Raw genomic sequence first — 18,377 nt, forward strand, 5'->3', positions numbered from 1 at the left:
CGCTAGTGGAATATTTTAAGCTAACACCACTATACTATATGAGGTTATGACATAGTTATGCTTAGAAAAAATGTCCCCTACAAAGACCATACAAAAGAAACGAAAAAGCGACTACAATGAATGCGAGAACGACAACCATGGGGTGGGCTGAATAATATAAAAATCTTCCGATAAATCGATCATTTTACTGATTTTCTGACAAATTCCATAACAACAGACTTTTCGCATCCATTAGTATCTCCGGCTACGCATCTCTCTCCCGGGCAAAAAACATCTCATAGGAAACGGGGGGCACTCTATATAACAGCAAAAACGACACACCTATGCGTAAACTACCACAAACAATCCGCTCCTCCACAGAAAAAGGCATCAACCAGACTCTCCAACACCAATTCCATCTTTCGTAATTTTTTCTATTATCATCTGAGCATCTAGAAGTTTTTTCTGACAATGCCTATTAAGCTCAGCTCCACGCTCATAAGCTTTTATTGCGTCTTCTAGAGGGATCTTCCCATCTTCTAGCATACGCGCTATCTTTTCCAACTCCTCAAGAGCTTTATCAAAGCTGAGGCAGGATATATCATCAAGCTTATTACTACTTTCCTTCTCCACGCTCACAAATCAGCTCCCCCTAGCATCAACATTCCCTCAAGACGCGACAGCAAAAAACAGCAAACCGGAAGAAAGCAAGAGAGAGCAGCCCTGCAACCACCTCTCCGCGCATACAAGCTTTCAATTACAGAGCAAACAACAGAGATACTGCTATTACTGCCCGCTAAGCCACTTCTTGGCATCCGAAACTTTTTTACCGTCAACATCATACACAACAACTTCTGCCTTATCGCGAATCTCCGCAAAAAATTCCTTAAGAGCAGACTCGAACAAGATATTTCCGGCAAGTTGAGCTAACAGCGCCCTGTCAGACAATTTTCTACGTTCCGCAATTTTTATTATTCTAAAAGCTCCATTTTTATCAGGGATTATCTCTATGCTGTTCGCTGCTGCCTTCCCAATAACATCTCCCATAGTAAATGCTGCCTTCCAGCCAAGATCTATGTCATCCTTCGCCGCAGAATACTGCTGAGCGAGCTTCATAAAATCTTTCCCATTTGATGCTGCTGCTTTCCTTATTTGCTCTGCTTTCTGTTTATCAAACACGACTATTTGTTGAAGCCTTATCTGATCTCCGCCCATCTTTTGTATTTCATCCATTTTCTTTTCAAGAACATCCTTAGAAATCGAGTCTTTTATCGCCTTCTGTTTAGAAGAAATGAACATTTTCACTAAAACTTCGTTTGTAAGCATATCGAGAATCTGCTTAAACTCTGGACTATTTGCAATGCCGGACTTTTTAGCCGACTGAAGAACGGCAGTAGAAAACACCAACCTTCCAACAGATTCCCTATACATGGAGGTTTTCTGAGCTGGATCTTTCGCCCCTTTAAGAGACTCCAACACCTTGCTGCGAGCAATCTTCTCCCCGTTCACAACGCAAGCAATGTCGGATGATCCCGAGCCCTCTTTAGTTTCTTTTGCAGAAGACTCCGAATCCTTTTTTTCTATAGAATCCTTTTTTGCCTTACTTTCAGCTTTATCAGACTTAGAACCAAAAAGCCCCGCGCTCGCATCTCCGCAAACAAGCACCAAAAGAGCGAAAACTAAACATGAACCCCTCATATTTTCCCCTAAAAACCGTATCGCACACAGCGCACGTACCATCTCAACTTCCGGATGGTATCAAAAATTACTTTAATCTACAATATGCTGTGCTATCCAACGAAAACACCCGCGGAAAATGAGTTCATTTTTAACTGGCAACTGTGACCCAATTTTAGGAGCTGCAGCGGAATCTATAAAAAACTCTGGAGTCGTTGTCGTTCCAACAGAAACAGTCTATGGTTTGGCCTGCAACGCTCTAGATGTTTGCGCTATAAAAAAGCTGTTCGTCATAAAAAAAAGAGATATCTCGAAGCAAATTCCGGTTATATGTCAAAGCCAAGCTTCTGCAGAAAAATATGTAGAATTTCCTGCATGCGCAGACCTGCTTGCAAAAAAATTTTGGCCAGGCCCTCTGACTCTTGTTCTGAAAAAATTAAACTACTGTAAAATACCAGGCGCTAGTGATTTCTATCAGAAAAGAGCATCCTCTTTTTCGACAGACGGCACGTTGGCAGTAAGAGTTTCCTCTCATAAAACGCTTCAACTGCTACTCTCTGTCTGCAACGTTCCACTTGCTGTCACAAGCGCAAACATATCCGGAGAAAAAAGCCCTGTTCGAGCCGAAGAAGTAAAAGGGAAATTCTCAGACGATATCATAATTATTGACGGAGGAAAGTGCGAATACTCCGTCGAGTCAACCATAGTAGATGCAACCGAGAACAATTCTCTAAAAATACTTCGTCACGGAGCTATTAACGAAGAGCAAATTTTTAGGGCAGCCTTCTTGTAATCCTTATTCTGTAAGCAAAATTTAGTATATGCGACACAACTAACAATATGATCATACACAAATCCACATTAACGCCTGAAAAATCAAGCAACCCTCTCTCTTTGTTGACATTGAAAGCACCTTTTGAATATCGTGATCGTATTACATGTGTTTTGCTCAGGAGATTAGAAGCTATGGATATTATTTTAGGAAGACCTGTCAGGCTGACTGCGTCTCTTTTCTTTTTGTCTGCTTTAGTGTTGTCTGGTTGCGGCGCTGGCCCAAAACAATCGATAGGAGGAGTGGCCGGAGGGGTAGCCGGAGCCCTTCTAGGATCTCAATTTGGAAAAGGTAAAGGAAAATTGGTAGGAGTTGCTTTGGGCACAATGCTCGGAGCTGCAGCCGGAAGTTCTATAGGTCAGTATATGGATGAACAGGATCGGCAAATGGCCGGGATGGCAGCTCAGAGCGCTTTCAGCAGCGGGCAGACGGCATCTTGGACAAACCCTAATAACGGAAATAGGGGGCAAATCACTCCAGTAGGAAACACGTTTAAGGCTAATGGAAGATATTGCAGAGAGTTCACTCACACTGCCTACATAGGCGGAAAACCTGTCGAAGTTCATGGAACTGCGGCAATGATGCCTGATGGAAGCTGGGAAGCAGTGCAGTAATTTTTGATTCGATTTGCAGGGCGACCGTTGATTGACAGCTCGTCTAATTGTCGCCCGCCTGATATAGATTCTTCCATATATATAAAAAATAATGAATACTCAGATCACGGAATGCAAACATTGTTTGGGAATTACGGATGCGAGACCCTATGCGTTATGTTTGCCAGTCGTGCGGATCTGTATACGCAAAATGGAAAGGAAAATGCGACCAATGCGAGCAGTGGAATTCTCTCATAGCCCAAAACGGAGAAATTTGCTCTGTTGAAGATAGCGCGTATGACCATTCGATAACCCTGAGCCCTGTTTCGTCGAGAACAGAGGCAAAAATAGAAAGAATAACCATAGGAATAGATGAGCTTGACCGAGTCTGTGGAGGCGGAGTTGTTAAAGGATCTGTTTGTCTTGTCTCCGGAGATCCTGGAATAGGAAAATCCACTCTGCTACTCCAAATGGCAGCAGCGCTAAGCGAAAAAATTCCAAGCGCATACATCTCCGGCGAAGAAGGAGTAACTCAAATAAAAATGCGAGCAGAGCGCCTGGGAGTTGGAGCAAGCTCTGTGCAGCTCGCGAGCAGCAGCAATATACGCGCGATTATCTCCGCCATAAAATCTATGATCAAAAGCGAAGCGGGAGCGCAAGAAAGCAAGTACAAAAATTCGATTCCTGCGTTCGTTGTCATAGATTCCATACAAACCATGGCGTCTCCCAGAATAGACGCTTCAGCAGGAACGCTGAGCCAGGTGCGAGAATGCTCAAACGAGCTCGTGAATTTTGCAAAATCAACAGGCGTAGCTGTCGTACTCGTCGGACATATCACAAAAGAAGGGCTGGTTGCCGGACCGAAAGTTTTAGAGCATGTCGTAGACACAGTACTATATTTCGAGGGAGAACGAGGCAATCCATACAGACTTTTGCGCACAGTAAAAAACCGATTTGGCCCGACAGACGAGATCGGCGTATTCGACATGACAAAAGACGGCCTACGCGAAGTAAAAAATCCTTCTGCATTGTTTCTGAGCAGCAGGTCAAGCGGGTCTGTGGGTGCGTGCGTACTTGCGTGTATGGAAGGCTCGCGCCCAATCCTCGTGGAAATGCAAGCTCTTGCCACGAAATCATTCTTAGCCAGCCCAAGACGAGCAGTCGTAGGATGGGACTCAAACAGGCTATCTATGATACTAGCCGTGCTCGAAGCGCGCTGTAAAATAAACTTCTCTCAAAAAGACGTATTTCTAAGCGTTCTCGGCGGGCTCCGCATAATAGAACCAGGAGCAGACCTGTGCGCGGCATTTGCTCTGGTGTCTTGCGTAAAAAACAGGCCCTTTCAAAATGATGCCATCGCTTTCGGAGAAATCGGACTAACAGGAGAAATCCGCCCTGTTGCCTATGCCGACCAACGCATAAAAGAAGCTCAGAAGCTTGGCTTTAAAAAAGTTTTTATGCCTTTTTTCAAGCAAAAATCACAAAAATTAGATTTTCCACTTGAAGTGATTTCTATAAATCATGTAATGCAGCTAATAGACCACATTTAAGCTCATACTCCACAACGCGCCACATAAACGTTTCAGCACAATCACCTTTTATTGTAAACCATTGTAATAATTACAGCATTTACCTTAAGATAAATACGCTTTAAACAAACAAAACAACGGAGGAAATTATGAAAAAAATCTCAATCATTTATCTCGCGGCCTTAAGCGCGGCGACTTTATGCAGCTACGATGCATCTGCTGGGCCGATTTTGAGCAAAGCCAAAGACGGTATTTCGTTTGTATTTGACAATAAAAAAACGGTCATTCCTGTGGTAGGGGTAGTGGGACTCTTTGTTATCAACAATAAATTTAAAATCCTTAATTTTAATAATATTAAAAACCCTTTCAGCAGCGGCAACAATAACGACGATCATAGTATGCGCATAAAGGGCGACAACAATAATATCTCAGGCAATAATAATACCACAACTAATATTTTCAACAACTATCAACACTTTAGTAAATTCGAAAAACAAGACCAGATGGTGACTGAACAAGTCGAAAAAGGGCTTGGGCGCAGATATCAAAAAACTAGAAAATTCGAAGCCTCACTAGAAGAAAAAGAAAATGATTTAAGCAACAAAGCAACAAAAATTGCGAGCAGCGAAGGTGGCTACAAAGGATCAATGGCAGCTGTAATCAAAAAAACATACGATACACATGAACGCGACCAGCAAGAGCTTCAAAGCATCTTCAATGATCACGTAACTAAAAAGGGAAATCTTTCTTTAGAGTGTAAAATTTTCGATGGATATATGATTACTGCCACCGACCAGACCAACACTTCTGTAGATTTATGGGTAAAACAAAAAGAAGAAGCTCTCAATCTCGCTTTAGAGCAATTGGATTGTTTAAAAAATAATAAAAAATATGAGATCAAGCAATATAACGTCCCAATCAATCAAAATAAAGAAGATGCTAATATTGCAAAGAAGAGAGACACGCTTAAAGCTACTGCCTCGGCTATAAAGGAAAGAAAAGACGCGCAGTTAACAGCAGGTGTGAATATGGCCATCTCATCATATAACCTGAACGAAAAACATCAAGCACATAACGAGAGTACGCTTAGCAGCTTATCTATACAAGAAGATATGTTTTTCAAAAACTTCTGCTCTAGCGAACAATACAAAAAATATAAAGAACTAGACGCCGCTTACAAACAAGAACTAGATAAAACATTCTCAAAGCAACGAGAGGCTTCCGTCGATCTCACCTTAGATCAACTGCAAAAGATAAAAAAAGCAGCAACCGAGGAGAAAAGCGACGAACAACAGTTAAAAGATTAAACGCTTTCGGGCACTAGCCTTGGCGAGCAAGCTCTTGGCGACATCAGATTCGCTCGCTATAAAAAATTTAATAAAACAACGGAGGAAATTATGAAAAAAATCTCAATCATTTATCTCGCGGCCTTAAGCGCGGCGACTTTATGCAGCTACGATGCATCTGCTGGACCGATTTTGAGCAAAGCCAAAGACGGTATTTCGTTTGTATTTGACAATAAAAAAACGGTCATTCCTGTGGTAGGGGTAGTGGGACTCTTTGTTATCAACAATAAATTTAAAATCTTTAATAATCTTAAAATCCATTTCATCAGCGGCAACAATAACGACGATCATAGTATGCGCATAAAGGGCGACAACAATATCATTTCCTGTAACCTACCAGGTATATTCAAATCACACGGAAATTATAATAATGCTCCTGCACAAGAAGCAGCAATCGATCTCACATTAAGACGATTGGGCGATCTGCTGAAAAAAGAATCGATAAACGAAGAGAAAAATTGTCCAGCAATCATCAAAAAAAGCAACAGCAAAGATAACGAGGAACATAAAGGCGATGAACAACAGTTAAAAGATTAAACGCGTTCGGACACTAGCCTTGGCGAGCGAGCTCTTGGCGACATCAGATTCGCTCGTTACAAAAAATTCAATACTAAGCGCTACTCTGTTTTTTCTCAAAGAGAGCCAAAAAAGAAACAAAATTCTTCGCTATACCGTCGTTTTGGTATATCATGTGCGCAAAAGCAACTATAACAACGCGCCGGTGACATTTGCAAATATACTAACAATAAGCAGAATAATAATTTCACCAGCGGTCGCCGCTTTAGTTTTTTATGACAAATTTTCTCTAGCCGCAGCAGTGTTTTTAATTGCTTGCATAACGGATTACCTTGACGGCTATTTCGCCAGAAAATTCAATGACAAATCGGCTATAGGAGAAGCGATGGATCCCGTCGCAGATAAAATGCTAGTTGTGTTAACGCTATTCGCTTTGGCAACCTCAGGGAAAATAGGGCCAGATCTGGTTGCTCCATCGACAATTATCATCGCCAGGGAGATCCTGATATCTGGTCTTAGAACCTGCGCTCTGTCAAACGGCCTGTCCGTATTGCGGATTGCAAAATGGAAAACCGGAACGCAAATGGCAAGCATTTTTTTGATAATGTTGTCCTGCTCCTTCCCAAATGGACCCCATATGGAACAGTGTATTGCTAAATTAGCATATGATACCGGAGCGGCGATGCTTTATATTGCGTGCGTTATGTCCGTCCTCAGCGGCCTCTCGTACACTAAATCCCTAACAACTACAACGCTAAAAAAATAACGCTCATTCCCTCAGGTGACACAATCGCATCCTATTGATACCATTAACTAGCAATCTATCAATGACCAGATGCCCACATGTGCGGTGCAACACCTTTAAAAACTTTAAAAACAAACCATTTCTACGGAAGAAGAGTTGGACGAACTATACGAAACTCCAGCAAAACAGCCCTAAGCAAATTACTTCCAGCTGTAAGAATGGACCAAAAACTTTTAGACTTTGCACATTCTGGGCAAAAAAAAATATCTCTTAAAGATGAATTTTCCAGCATACATAATTCCTCTATGACTGACTGCGAAACGAATGGTTGCAGTCCATCAAAAATAATACTAGAAATAGGCTTTGGCTACGGAGAATTATTGCTGCATCACCTATCATATGACAAACACTCTGCAGTTGTTGGAATAGACCTTTTCGAAAACGGAATCGCAAATTTTCTAAAAAAGCTAAACACCGAAGATTTTACAAGAACAAGAATATTCAAAGCGAATGCACTAGACGTTATAGAAAATCTCAAACATGAAGAGCTAGATGAGATAATCATCATGTTTCCAGATCCATGGCCAAAGAAAAAACAACAAAAGCGTCGAATAATTACAGATAGGTTTCTTGTCTCGTGCGCAAATCTTCTACACAGCGGAGGACGCTTGATCATGGCAAGTGATTGCATGGACTATCTATTCAATTGCTTAAAACTTATGGAGCAGTCTGGAGCATTCAAATGGATGGACGGAGCGAAACTGTCAGCTATTTCCGACCATAAACAAACCAGTCATCCGCGATCTACAATAATTATCAACGGATATGAACTTATTATTAGCGAATGGCCTTCGTGGCTTCCTATTACAAAATATGCAAAAAGAGCTCTCGATTTTGGAAAGTCTATTGGTTACACGAGGTGGGAAAAAAGAATCATTTCTAGCTAAATCCATAATCGGAACTCTACAAATTTTCCAGAATATAACAACCTCTCGTCTATTATGAGTTCCATTTGTTAACCATCTTGGCAAAACAGAAACTCTGGCACGAAAAAGGAACAAAGTCCCAGCGCTTTCCAAGACCAGGGTATAATCAAAGGCGCAGTTCATGTTACAATTTGTGAGATGAGAATTAAAAAAATATCATTTATAGGATATGGACGATTCAAATACCATCATTGTAATACCAGCAAGAATGGGCGCCACGCGCCTTCCAGGAAAACCTCTTAAAAAGATTTGCGGCATGCCAATGGTGCTTCGAGTATGGGACCTAGCAGTTAGGTCTAAAATAGGACCCGTCATCATAGCATGCGACAGCGACGAAATATGCAAATCAGTAAGTGCCGCCGGCGGAAGAGCAATAATGACAGACATTAGTCATAAAAGCGGCTCTGACAGGGTAGCAGAAGCAGTCGATATTGTAGATCCTGAAAAAAAATATAGCATAGTTGTGAACCTTCAAGGTGACATGCCTTTTTTTAATCCAGAAATAATCAAAAAATCGTTATCTCCATTTGAGAAAGGTTTAAACATAGACATGTGCACCTTTCTACAGAAGATAAAAAATCCGGAAGATGCAAAAAAGAAAAACATTGTAAAAGTCAGGTTTAAGCACATAGCTAACAACACATCTGACGGTCTCGTGCTATGTACTCAGTTTAGCAGAGAAGATGCACTGGCAGAATATTACCACATAGGTATATATACCTACTCCAGGCCATCTTTAGCAAAATTCGTTAGGCTCCCGCAAACAGAGAACGAAAAAAAAGAATCGCTCGAACAACTAAGAGCACTAGATCATGGATTTAAAATCGCCGGAATAATCCTTAAAAACGAAACTATTTTAAGCGTCGACACAATGGATGATTTTATCGAAGCCTCCGCAAAAATTGCGTCACTCGATTGCGCCAACCATCAATTGTAGCGCAAAATTTAGCACCGTTATAACAATTCCATAGAGCGCTGCCAGTTGTAGTTCTTCTGAATAATTTGTATCCTGAAACCTAGCGAATTTTATGATTTTGTCCATTTTTTATAGTTTTTATAAGAGATAAAAGTTTTATTATGATTTCGTTGCATGTTGTTATAATGATATGCCTAGTGGAATAAATTTTATGTAAAGAGGAATTGGTTTATATGTCTGAAAAAGTAATGTTAATCGATCAGTCGCTAGAAATGGAGGCGAGAGTCGCCGTATTGAACAAGGATGTGTTGGAAGAATTTGATTGTGAGTTTTCGCATAGTAAGTCAAAAAAAGGAAACATATATCTTGCGAAAGTCGCACGTATAGAACCGTCTCTTCAGGCTGTTTTTATAGACTACGGAGACGAGAGACACGGTTTCTTGCCGCTCTCCAACATCCACCCTTCTTACTATAACCTCAGCGAGACGGCAAAAAAACAGCAGGAAATAGCATCTCTCGAAGCAAAGTCGGCGCACACGCAGCGCAGCAGTTGTTCAGACCTGTGCGATATTTCGATCTCTATTGGAGAAGACGAATCGCCTATAAACGAGATCGCCAGCCAACCTCAGGAGCAGCTAGAAAACACCGACTCTGGGACTGATGACGAAGACTGTTCCCCTGCAAGCAACAGCAAACCGGACATTATTTCTCAGCAGTATAATGTGAAAGATGTTATAAAGCGCAACCAAATTCTCTTAGTCCAAGCTATAAAAGACACCAGAAATAATAAAGGCGTTGCGTTTACAACATACCTGTCTCTTCCGGGAAGGCTAAGCGTTCTTATGCCAAACACACCAAAAGGCAAAGGAGTGTCAAAAAAGATTTCAAACCAAGCTGACAGACAGACTCTTAAAGAAATGATCCAAGATCTTGATATTCCAAAAGAAATGGGCCTCATAATAAGAACTGCCGCTCTTGGAAAAAGAAAAACAGAGATAAAGAGAGATTCAGACTATCTACTTAGAATGTGGTCTGACATAACAGAAAAAGTATCTAAATCATCTGCTCCCGCCATTATGCATGAAGAGGGAGATATATTGGTAAAAGCTTTGCGCGATATGTACACATCTGACATTAGCAAGGTCATAGTGTATGGTGACGAAGCATTCAAAAAAGCTAAGGCTTTTATGAAAGTAATGATGCCGAGCCATGCAAGACGCGTCGTTTTACACAAAAAGGAAGAAGGAGACCTGTTTGGAAACCACGGAATAAACCACCAAATCGATAAAATGTACAACCCTACCGTTAGGCTCGCCTCTGGAGGGTCCATAATAATATCACAAACTGAGGCTCTTGTAGCAATAGACGTAAATTCGGCCAAAGCCACAAGATCCAAGAATTTTGATACAACCTCGCTCAAAATAAACCTTGAGGCCGCAACAGAAATCGCTAAGCAAATCACATTCAGAAACTTATCCGGACTCATAGTTATAGACTTCATAGATATGCAAAACAATTCGAGCTGCGCGCAAGTGGAAACCCAGCTGAAAAAAGCTCTTAAAAATGACAGAGCAAATATAACATTCGGAAAGATAAGCCAATTCGGAGTGCTAGAAATGTCAAGACAAAGGTCCACACAAAGCATAGCTGAAAAAATATCTTCATGCTGTCCAAATTGCCTTGGGTCTGGACGTACACCTTCTGTCCAGTTCATGGCCATTCGAATCATCAGAGAAACAAAAGAAATTGCTCAAAAATTAGACCAAGAGACCCTCCATGTTGTAACTTCTGGAGAAATGGCTGGTTATATTTTGAACGATCAAAGGGCAATGCTAGCAGAAATAGAATCTCTATATTCAAAGCGCATATTTTTCTCTTCTGACCAATCTTTCTATAACCACGTGTTTAAAATCCAAGATGTTAAGTACGATATCTGCAACTCAGACACAGACAATAAATCAGCAAAAAATAAAAACGATACAAAAGAATCGAAAAAGCATTTTGATGGCGAGCTGAATAAAAATGAAGCTAGAGAAAAAAGCCGAAAACAAAACCCTGATGACAAAGCGGCATCTGTTGATGCAAAAGGCGGCGACGAGATATCATCATCTCTTATTGCCAATTCACATGAGACCAAAAGAGAGTCTGCCCCCGGTTCTAGCGGCATAGAGGAGTCAGATACCCCTCAAGACACAAAAAAATTAAAAGGAAAAAGAAGGCGTAGGCCAAAACAAAAAAAACATGAAAAACCATATACCGCGTTAGAGAAATCGGAAAAAGAAAACGAAACTATGAAGACAGATAGCGAGCTAGCCGCCCTACAAGAAGGAAGAGCCTCTCAAACCCCGATAATAGACAAAAACGATGAACCCTTTTATAATCACCCAGTTGCTGTCGAAACAGACGATTTATACGGCGCGCGCGAGCTTCAAAAAACTGACGGCGACGCTCGTTTCGAGCAACCTAAACAAAAAAAAATCCGGCCTCAACGCAAAAAATTCAGAAAAAAACATGTAGAACAAGAACAAGGCGCAACTGTTACAGCTCAAAACTATAGCTATAAGGGGTACGAAGATCAAAATCAAAAGGGGATAGCATAAACTCAACAATCCGCGTCACAAGGATGGAAAACCGAACAAAATCGCCCGGGTCCCCCAGCATGTTTTTCGAAAAAAGCGGTCAATTCCCCATCGGCATCTAAAAAACAGAAGACAAACAAAGCCGAGTTACAACAACTTTCTCGCTCGGAATGATCAATATCCATGCAAAATCCAAAACCTATCAGCGCCCCATGGCGTCTATACACTTCCCTATCCTGCAGAATCTTTCTACCCTGTGTTGCCTAACATCAGATACAAGCAGCATATCAGCCAATTTCCTCTTTATCATATCTGACACAGAATCTATAACTGCTATTTGGTTTCTATGCGCGCCTCCAAGCGGCTCAGGAACTATACAGTCTATAACCCTAAGATGAAGCAAATCTTGCGCAGTCAACTTTTGAGCGCTGGCCGCCTCTTCTTTTCTATCTGCCGTCCTCCAAAGTATGGAAGCGCACCCCTCAGGAGAAATAACAGAATACACAGAATGCTCGAGCATGATAACATAGTTTGCGCATGCAAGCGCAATAGCTCCCCCAGACCCTCCCTCACCAATAACTATAGAAATAACCGGAACAGAAACCGACAAGCTCTTTTCTATACAAGAAGCGATGGCCTCAAACTGTCCGCGCTCCTCGGCTCCCGTTCCTGCATATGCTCCTGGAGTATCAACAAACGAAACAACAGGAAGCCTGAACTTATCAGCCAAATCCATTAGCCTAACAACTTTTCTATATCCTTCAGGATGCGCCATTCCAAAATTATGAGCTATCCTGCTATTCATGTCGCTGCCCTTTTCATGCCCTATCACAAGCACAGACCTACCGTACAACTTAGCAATACCAGAAACTATAGCTCTGTCCTCTCCGAACTTCCTATCCCCAGCAAGATGAACAAACTGCTGAAATATACGACTTATATAGTCGCTAGCACGAGGCCTCATTTGGTGACGAGCCACCAACACTTTCTGCCATGGAGACAACTTGCTGTATATGCTCTTTAACATAGCCGTCGCTTTTTTCTCAAGACGCGCTATTTCATCCTGAATTTTAAGGTCATCTATTCCATGAATAGCTTTTAAGCCTTTTATTTTTTCTTCCAACTCTATTACAGGCAATTCAAAATCTAGAAACACAAATTAATCAGCAAACAAATTATACACCGTCGATGCTATACAATTTTAGATAGATTTTCAATGTACAGAAAAACCAGCCACCTATTCTGAAGAGTAACCGCTACTTTTATGCCATCCAGCCCGCTCTACCTATTCTCTAGTCTGCTCATCAGTATAAATAAGAGGAAGTATATTCATAACCTCATCTCCGTTAGCACTTTCTTCACTAGTATTCGCCCCAGCTTCTCTCAGCAGCTCCGCTACTTCCCTTCTTTTTTGCGACTTTTTCAAAGAAGGACCGTGAAAATAGTGATGATATATCCTGTCGTTCAGCAATTTTAATCTACTAGCACCAAGATAGTTGAATACAACTCTAAATATGTTAACGCAAGATACGCGCGGACCAAACATACTCCGCACCACACCTGGTGAATCAGAAAATTCAGGGATCCGCACCGCAACAAGGTTTCTGTATCTGTATTTAAGCACCTTCACAAGATCATTCTGAAAATACATATTCGACCATTCTATCTTTGCGCCATCTGGGAATTCTTTAAGAGCGACGCCATGATCACTGTTCACTATCACCACCGCGCCTTTATCTTTTTTCAATATGCAATCTATAAGGCTAAGTATTTTTGAGTTAAAAGAAAAAACAGCAGCTCTAAACTCCTTTTTGCATTTATCATTTATAAATGCGCACGATCTATTACTTTTTCTAAGACCGGCTTCAGTTATGACTCCGTCGTGCACCTGAAAAAAATGAGCAAATAAAAAAAACGGCTTCTTATCGACCAGCAAACCGTCGAGATTTTTCTCAATAAGCGCCGGTTCTGAATAAACTTCTCCTATTGTAAGAAGCTTAGTATACGTTTTAAGAACAGTTTGCGACAAAAAATTTCTCGAGAAAAAAGCGATTATCATACGCGCTTGTTTCTCAGCGCTTTCGTCAGACCGTATTATTTTGTCCACTATCCCGCGATTTTTTGCGTCTCGAAGCATCTTTCCAATAAACATAAGCAATGGATACTCAGATGCGCAAACATATCTGTACCCGCTGCTTTTAAATGTTGCTATGGTCTCGTTCTCTGTATATATCGTTTTGTATGGAATCTTAGGAATATAAATGTTTCCGTTTCTTTTGCTGACCGCATGATAGTCGCATCTAAGCTGCGAGGTCAGCGAATATATCGTCTCTCCATAGTTAGAAAACGAATTTTTTGCAACGCAAAACCCTCGCCCTCTAAGTTCTTTAGAAAGTTCACCACCTTCGCTAAATATATCGCATAAAGTACTTTCATTGGGATACGCATCAAGTAAAAAGAAATAGACATTAGGTTTTTTCTTAATAACGCATACCGGACTTACATTTCCCGTTCGCGCTGGAAAACTATATGTCCATAAACCATATACGGAATATATACACTCTGAACATACCACTACAACTATTACACTCTTAAAAAATAACCGGCCGACAGCAGTCTTAAGCATAAAATACAATGCAACCGCGCCAGACAACACGCAAACAACCCATGCCAGACCAAATAAAACTGACCCAGACAATACAGTTAAGGCGGATTTTATAGGAAAGTACGTAAAAAACAAAAGAACAAAATACGCGGTTAAAGTTTCTACCGGAAAGTTTCTACCATTTGAAAAAAGCCTAAATAATACAAAAAGCAAGGCATAAACAGCAACAGATATGGCAATAATGAACACAAATGAGGACATAACATACCGCAGCCCACAAATTTCATCAATATTTTTCCTTATAAACTCCAAAACCAGCACAACAGCAGGCGCCACTACATAAAAAACTCTCCAAAAGCCAGCCGCGAAACTTTCATTTACGCTATTATTCATAATTTTTTAAGTGTTCTCATTTATTCCGTATATCCTAACTTTTGTTTTAAGTTTTTCATAGCTGACTTTACCATTTCTATCTTGCTCACATCGTTCCAAGTAACCCATAAAAAGAGCGCCGACAGTAGAGCTATACCAACAGTGGCAAAAACTCCATAGACTTTTTCCGAAAGCGGACTGCCTTTTACCCACTCTATTATGTACAAAACTATGTTACCTCCATCGACAAATGGTATTGGAAGAATGTTTAAAAAACCAATGCTCGCAGAAAGTATCGCGACGAAAAACAAAACTGACTGGACCCCTTGTCCCAAAACTTGCCCAGCCTGATGCGCGATCCCTAAAGGACCACTCAAGTTGCTAACTCCGCCATCTTTTATGACCTTCAAAGGCATTATGGTCAAGTCCACAAGATTGTTAACAGACCTATTGATCGCCCCTGATATAGAATATTTCTTGTTGTAAGCCTTCGTCTGGTCAGGAGTTATTCCAAGCTTCCCAAGCCACTTATACTCTGAAGCCCCGTCTGGAGACCGCGCAACTATCTCCTCCACCTCATCTTTATTTACCTTTTTTATGGAAAGATTCAGATTTTTTCTAAATGGAGCAGAGGAAAGTCTCATCATAATATCTGCAAAATCCCTAACGTTTTCACCATTTATAGACAAAATCCTGTCGCCACTTCCAATGCCAGATACCTCGGCTATTCCGCCAGGAATAACGCTAACAACAGGAGGAAACACCCTCTCTCCGAACATAGAAAACAAAGAAAAAAATATCACGAATGCGAACAGATAGTTGGCAAACGGTCCAGCAGCAGCAACTGCTATTTTTTGCCAAGGCTTTTTGTTATGCAAACACATACTTTTTTCTTCCTCTGAAAGCTCTGACATCTTCTCTCTGTCTGGGGCGCTCGACGCATCAGCATCTGCCAACATTTTTACATACCCGCCAAACAAAAACGCTCTCACTCCCCAGCTCGTTCCGCGCTTATCCTTCCACTCAACTAACTTTGGACCAAACCCTATAGAAAAACTCTCCACATGCACACCGTTGTAGCGCGCAACAAAATAGTGCCCCAGCTCATGAACAAGCACTATTGGCGAAAGCACAAGAAAAAAAGCAATCAAAGATGAAAAAAAACCAGCCATAAAGCAACCCTTAACAAAAATCAATCCTGATAGATGCTATGCCAAAAACAATTAAACTTCAATGAATTGGCCCGCCACCTCTCGAAAAACCGTTTATGTTAATTGGTTTCAAGAAGAAAAAGCGGTCCTATTTCATCTGAAGCTCGTAGGGCCCTATAAGCCATATATCCCTAACATCACGCAACGTATTATAAAAAAACATATCCCCGATATACATAGCGCTTAAATCCTTTTTGGCCCTTAGCATACGAAGTAGCAGCTTAAATTCTTTCGGCAAGTTTTTCGTATCTATAAGTCCATCTTGCGCTTTTCTATATTCTCTTTCGTCAGAAAATATACTCTTCACCTTCATGTTGCTCGCATGACGGCAAAATCTATCAAAACAAGAGTTCGCGCTTTCAGTTCCATAATCGCAAGCCTTCTCAGAAAGAAGCAAAATGTACACATTTCGTATAGACTCGTCCTTCCTATCGATATCCAAAAACGCGCAATTACAATCGTCTATCCCCCTCCATAGATAATTTGTACGCGCATCAGCGTTCCACACGCAACCTAAAGCTTTTACCCCGCTGGCAGCAAGAAATCCACTAGCAAAAGGAAACACAAACACCCTGTCACTCTTAAAGTTGAACCCGATCTTATGAAGCGCATTTATAAAATTGTCTATAGGAGTTACAAAATTCTCCTCTATGTTTATATGCCTCAGATATTTGCTTTGAGACTGATGAGTTTGAAGAAAAAGTTTGCTTGTGTGACAGGCCCTAATGACGTGTAGGGACAATATGTATGAAGATTCCACAGCAAAAAATAGAACTGTCACCATAATGGTATACCAGTTCGCAAAGCTAAATCTTTTAGTGGAGTCTAGCAGCATAATAAGGAACGGCATAGAAAATAATCCAAGAGCGCTCGCAACAAGAGCATGAAAAGACAATGAAGACCCGATAGCGAACATGAACGATGCGCTAACGGCGACCGCAGACGCTATAACCCTGCTTCGCAACGCTCCTTTGCGTTCAGAAAACATGAAAAAATATGCAACAGAAAGAATGGTTAAACCAAGATATATAACAAACACCATCGAATTAACGGTAACCTGGTGCAGCACATAACTGTCAAAAGTTCGCCACGCATTTTGTAAAACAATGAACAAAATAAAAACAGCAGATAATACAGAAAATATAGCAACGGCATTTCTAAAATTTTTTACCTTTTTAGCAGAAAACATAAACAAAAGTGCAAACGGAATCAGCAAGATAAGAGCCCGAGTTCTGAGCGCTGCGCTAAAAGACATATCTATAAATCTTCTAAACACCACTTCGATTTCATACAGCTCTTGCAGCGACGCCACCTCATAAAGACGGGGCAATTGCCTAACTATAGACCAATTGAACCCTATATAACAAAGAGTCATCGCGCCTACAAAAAACAAAAATATTGCCGCTGACACAAAATTACGACATATAGTGCGCCTTCTGCTAAAAGCGACAATCATCAAAACTGTTGCAGCAACCTGAGCGCACGCCTGAGGTATCCTGGCAGTAAACGCAAGAAGCGCCGCAAAGCTTATCGCCAACACAGGAACCAATGCTTTTCTGACAAACCACATACCATTTTGACCGGCGCAGTCATATTCGTCCATTGCATAAAAAAGCATAACCATACCTGTCGCCCAAATAAATGACGATAAAAGAGCAACCGTGTAATAAGAAAACGACGTAGATGTAAAGCTGTAGAAAAATAAAGAATGAATCAATACAATGCCACAAAAAATAGATGCCGCCTTGGATCCCATAGACGTACCCCTACAGACATACTTTAGCACCCATACAGCCCACGCTATAGACGCAGCAACAACAGAAAAAAGTCCTAAAAATCTATACCCAAGAAGAGAGTGACCAAACAAAGCGCCTATATTGTGAAAGAAGGTATAAAAAGTTGTAAGAAAGAGCGGCTTATTTTCGCCCCCATGTATTAAACAGTATAAATGCAAGCTTTCGTCAGACATATCAAAATAAAAGAAAAAAGAAAATGAGATAAGAGCTACAACAGCTCCTGAACAAAAGAACACAACACCTTTAACAAGGTTAGCAGAACAATAAAAACGATTCCTGTTCACGCATCTTCTCGCAAAACCACCCGATATATCAGAGATTCGAGCATCACACAAGTCCACCGCCTTATGCCATTTCTCTCGCGCATTACTAAACATCAGCAGCACGGAACTTAAAGAAATAACAGACGACGCCGCAACTGCAAGAAACCAACCGGTCACGGTCGGGGTGTAAAATATTTTAAAAACAGCAAAGCGCACAACCTCGACCAACACAAGAACAGCCGCCGCAATAAAAACGCCACACCCCTTTGTTTTGCTTTCCATCGTCATTAAGTTCTGCAAATCCTCTGATGCTCTCATATTAGCCATTTTTCAGAAAAATTTTAAAGCGCATCTTGCGCTCTCCATTTTTGAGTCATTCAGAGTCACCGCCATTGCCGGCTTCTCTTTCAAAATCTTGCTGTCAAATGGTGT

General features: G+C 41.1%; 15 protein-coding genes. 9 read left to right on the plus strand and 6 right to left on the minus strand.

Going from position 1 to position 18,377, the window contains the following annotated elements:
* Positions 1-369 precede the first annotated feature (369 nt).
* Together HYD_RS02445 and HYD_RS02450 are read right to left on the minus strand one after the other, a co-directional pair.
* Complete coding sequence (locus HYD_RS02445) at positions 370-618, minus strand: exodeoxyribonuclease VII small subunit (protein WP_236864597.1); 249 nt, start codon at positions 616-618, stop codon at positions 370-372.
* 147 nt (positions 619-765) lie between these two features.
* Positions 766-1,677, minus strand: coding sequence for a peptidylprolyl isomerase (locus tag HYD_RS02450; protein WP_236864599.1), 912 nt, complete (start codon positions 1,675-1,677; stop codon positions 766-768).
* Between the two features lie 118 nt (positions 1,678-1,795).
* On the opposite strand from HYD_RS02450, the gene HYD_RS02455 reads away from it, so the two are divergent.
* The 9 genes from HYD_RS02455 (at position 1,796) to HYD_RS02495 (ending at position 11,719) form a co-directional block, all read left to right on the plus strand.
* Positions 1,796-2,449, plus strand: a complete 654-nt coding sequence (locus HYD_RS02455) for an L-threonylcarbamoyladenylate synthase (protein ID WP_236864601.1) — start codon at positions 1,796-1,798, stop codon at positions 2,447-2,449.
* A gap of 173 nt (positions 2,450-2,622) precedes the next feature.
* Positions 2,623-3,102 carry an RT0821/Lpp0805 family surface protein gene (locus tag HYD_RS02460; RefSeq protein WP_236864604.1) on the plus strand — a complete coding sequence of 160 codons (480 nt, stop codon included), beginning with the start codon at positions 2,623-2,625 and terminating at the stop codon, positions 3,100-3,102.
* Positions 3,103-3,251: 149 nt separating this feature from the next.
* Positions 3,252-4,631, plus strand: a complete 1,380-nt coding sequence (radA, locus tag HYD_RS02465) for a DNA repair protein RadA (protein WP_236864606.1) — start codon at positions 3,252-3,254, stop codon at positions 4,629-4,631.
* 128 nt (positions 4,632-4,759) lie between these two features.
* Positions 4,760-5,917: a hypothetical protein gene (locus HYD_RS02470; protein WP_236864607.1), complete on the plus strand. Its 1,158-nt coding sequence runs from the start codon at positions 4,760-4,762 to the stop codon at positions 5,915-5,917.
* Between the two features lie 90 nt (positions 5,918-6,007).
* Positions 6,008-6,493, plus strand: a complete 486-nt coding sequence (locus tag HYD_RS02475; RefSeq protein WP_236864609.1) for a hypothetical protein — start codon at positions 6,008-6,010, stop codon at positions 6,491-6,493.
* Between the two features lie 34 nt (positions 6,494-6,527).
* A complete protein-coding gene (pgsA, locus tag HYD_RS02480) occupies positions 6,528-7,238 on the plus strand; it encodes a CDP-diacylglycerol--glycerol-3-phosphate 3-phosphatidyltransferase (RefSeq protein ID WP_236864611.1) in 711 nt (236 codons plus the stop codon).
* A 77-nt stretch (positions 7,239-7,315) separates the two neighbouring features.
* Positions 7,316-8,164 (plus strand): tRNA (guanine(46)-N(7))-methyltransferase TrmB, encoded by an 849-nt coding sequence (gene trmB, locus HYD_RS02485; protein ID WP_236864613.1) that lies wholly within the window; start codon positions 7,316-7,318, stop codon positions 8,162-8,164.
* A gap of 208 nt (positions 8,165-8,372) precedes the next feature.
* A complete protein-coding gene (gene kdsB, locus HYD_RS02490) occupies positions 8,373-9,140 on the plus strand; it encodes a 3-deoxy-manno-octulosonate cytidylyltransferase (protein ID WP_236864615.1) in 768 nt (255 codons plus the stop codon).
* Positions 9,141-9,352: 212 nt separating this feature from the next.
* Positions 9,353-11,719, plus strand: coding sequence for an Rne/Rng family ribonuclease (locus tag HYD_RS02495; protein WP_236864617.1), 2,367 nt, complete (start codon positions 9,353-9,355; stop codon positions 11,717-11,719).
* Positions 11,720-11,900: 181 nt separating this feature from the next.
* Here the strand turns inward: HYD_RS02495 and HYD_RS02500 are convergent, their stop codons facing one another.
* The 4 genes from HYD_RS02500 to HYD_RS02515 all read right to left on the minus strand — a co-directional run bounded on the left by HYD_RS02500 (position 11,901) and on the right by HYD_RS02515 (position 18,272).
* Positions 11,901-12,854: an acetyl-CoA carboxylase carboxyltransferase subunit alpha gene (locus HYD_RS02500; RefSeq protein ID WP_236864619.1), complete on the minus strand. Its 954-nt coding sequence runs from the start codon at positions 12,852-12,854 to the stop codon at positions 11,901-11,903.
* A 129-nt stretch (positions 12,855-12,983) separates the two neighbouring features.
* Positions 12,984-14,696, minus strand: a complete 1,713-nt coding sequence (locus HYD_RS02505) for a hypothetical protein (protein ID WP_236864621.1) — start codon at positions 14,694-14,696, stop codon at positions 12,984-12,986.
* Positions 14,697-14,716: 20 nt separating this feature from the next.
* A complete protein-coding gene (locus HYD_RS02510) occupies positions 14,717-15,847 on the minus strand; it encodes a M50 family metallopeptidase (RefSeq protein WP_236864627.1) in 1,131 nt (376 codons plus the stop codon).
* A 127-nt stretch (positions 15,848-15,974) separates the two neighbouring features.
* The gene (locus HYD_RS02515; protein ID WP_236864629.1) at positions 15,975-18,272 is read right to left on the minus strand and encodes a hypothetical protein; all 2,298 of its coding nucleotides are present in this window, start codon (positions 18,270-18,272) and stop codon (positions 15,975-15,977) included.
* Positions 18,273-18,377: the final 105 nt, after the last annotated feature.

The sequence above is a fragment of the Candidatus Hydrogenosomobacter endosymbioticus genome (assembly GCF_021654655.1).
Classification (GTDB): domain Bacteria; phylum Pseudomonadota; class Alphaproteobacteria; order Holosporales; family GW7; genus Hydrogenosomobacter; species Hydrogenosomobacter endosymbioticus.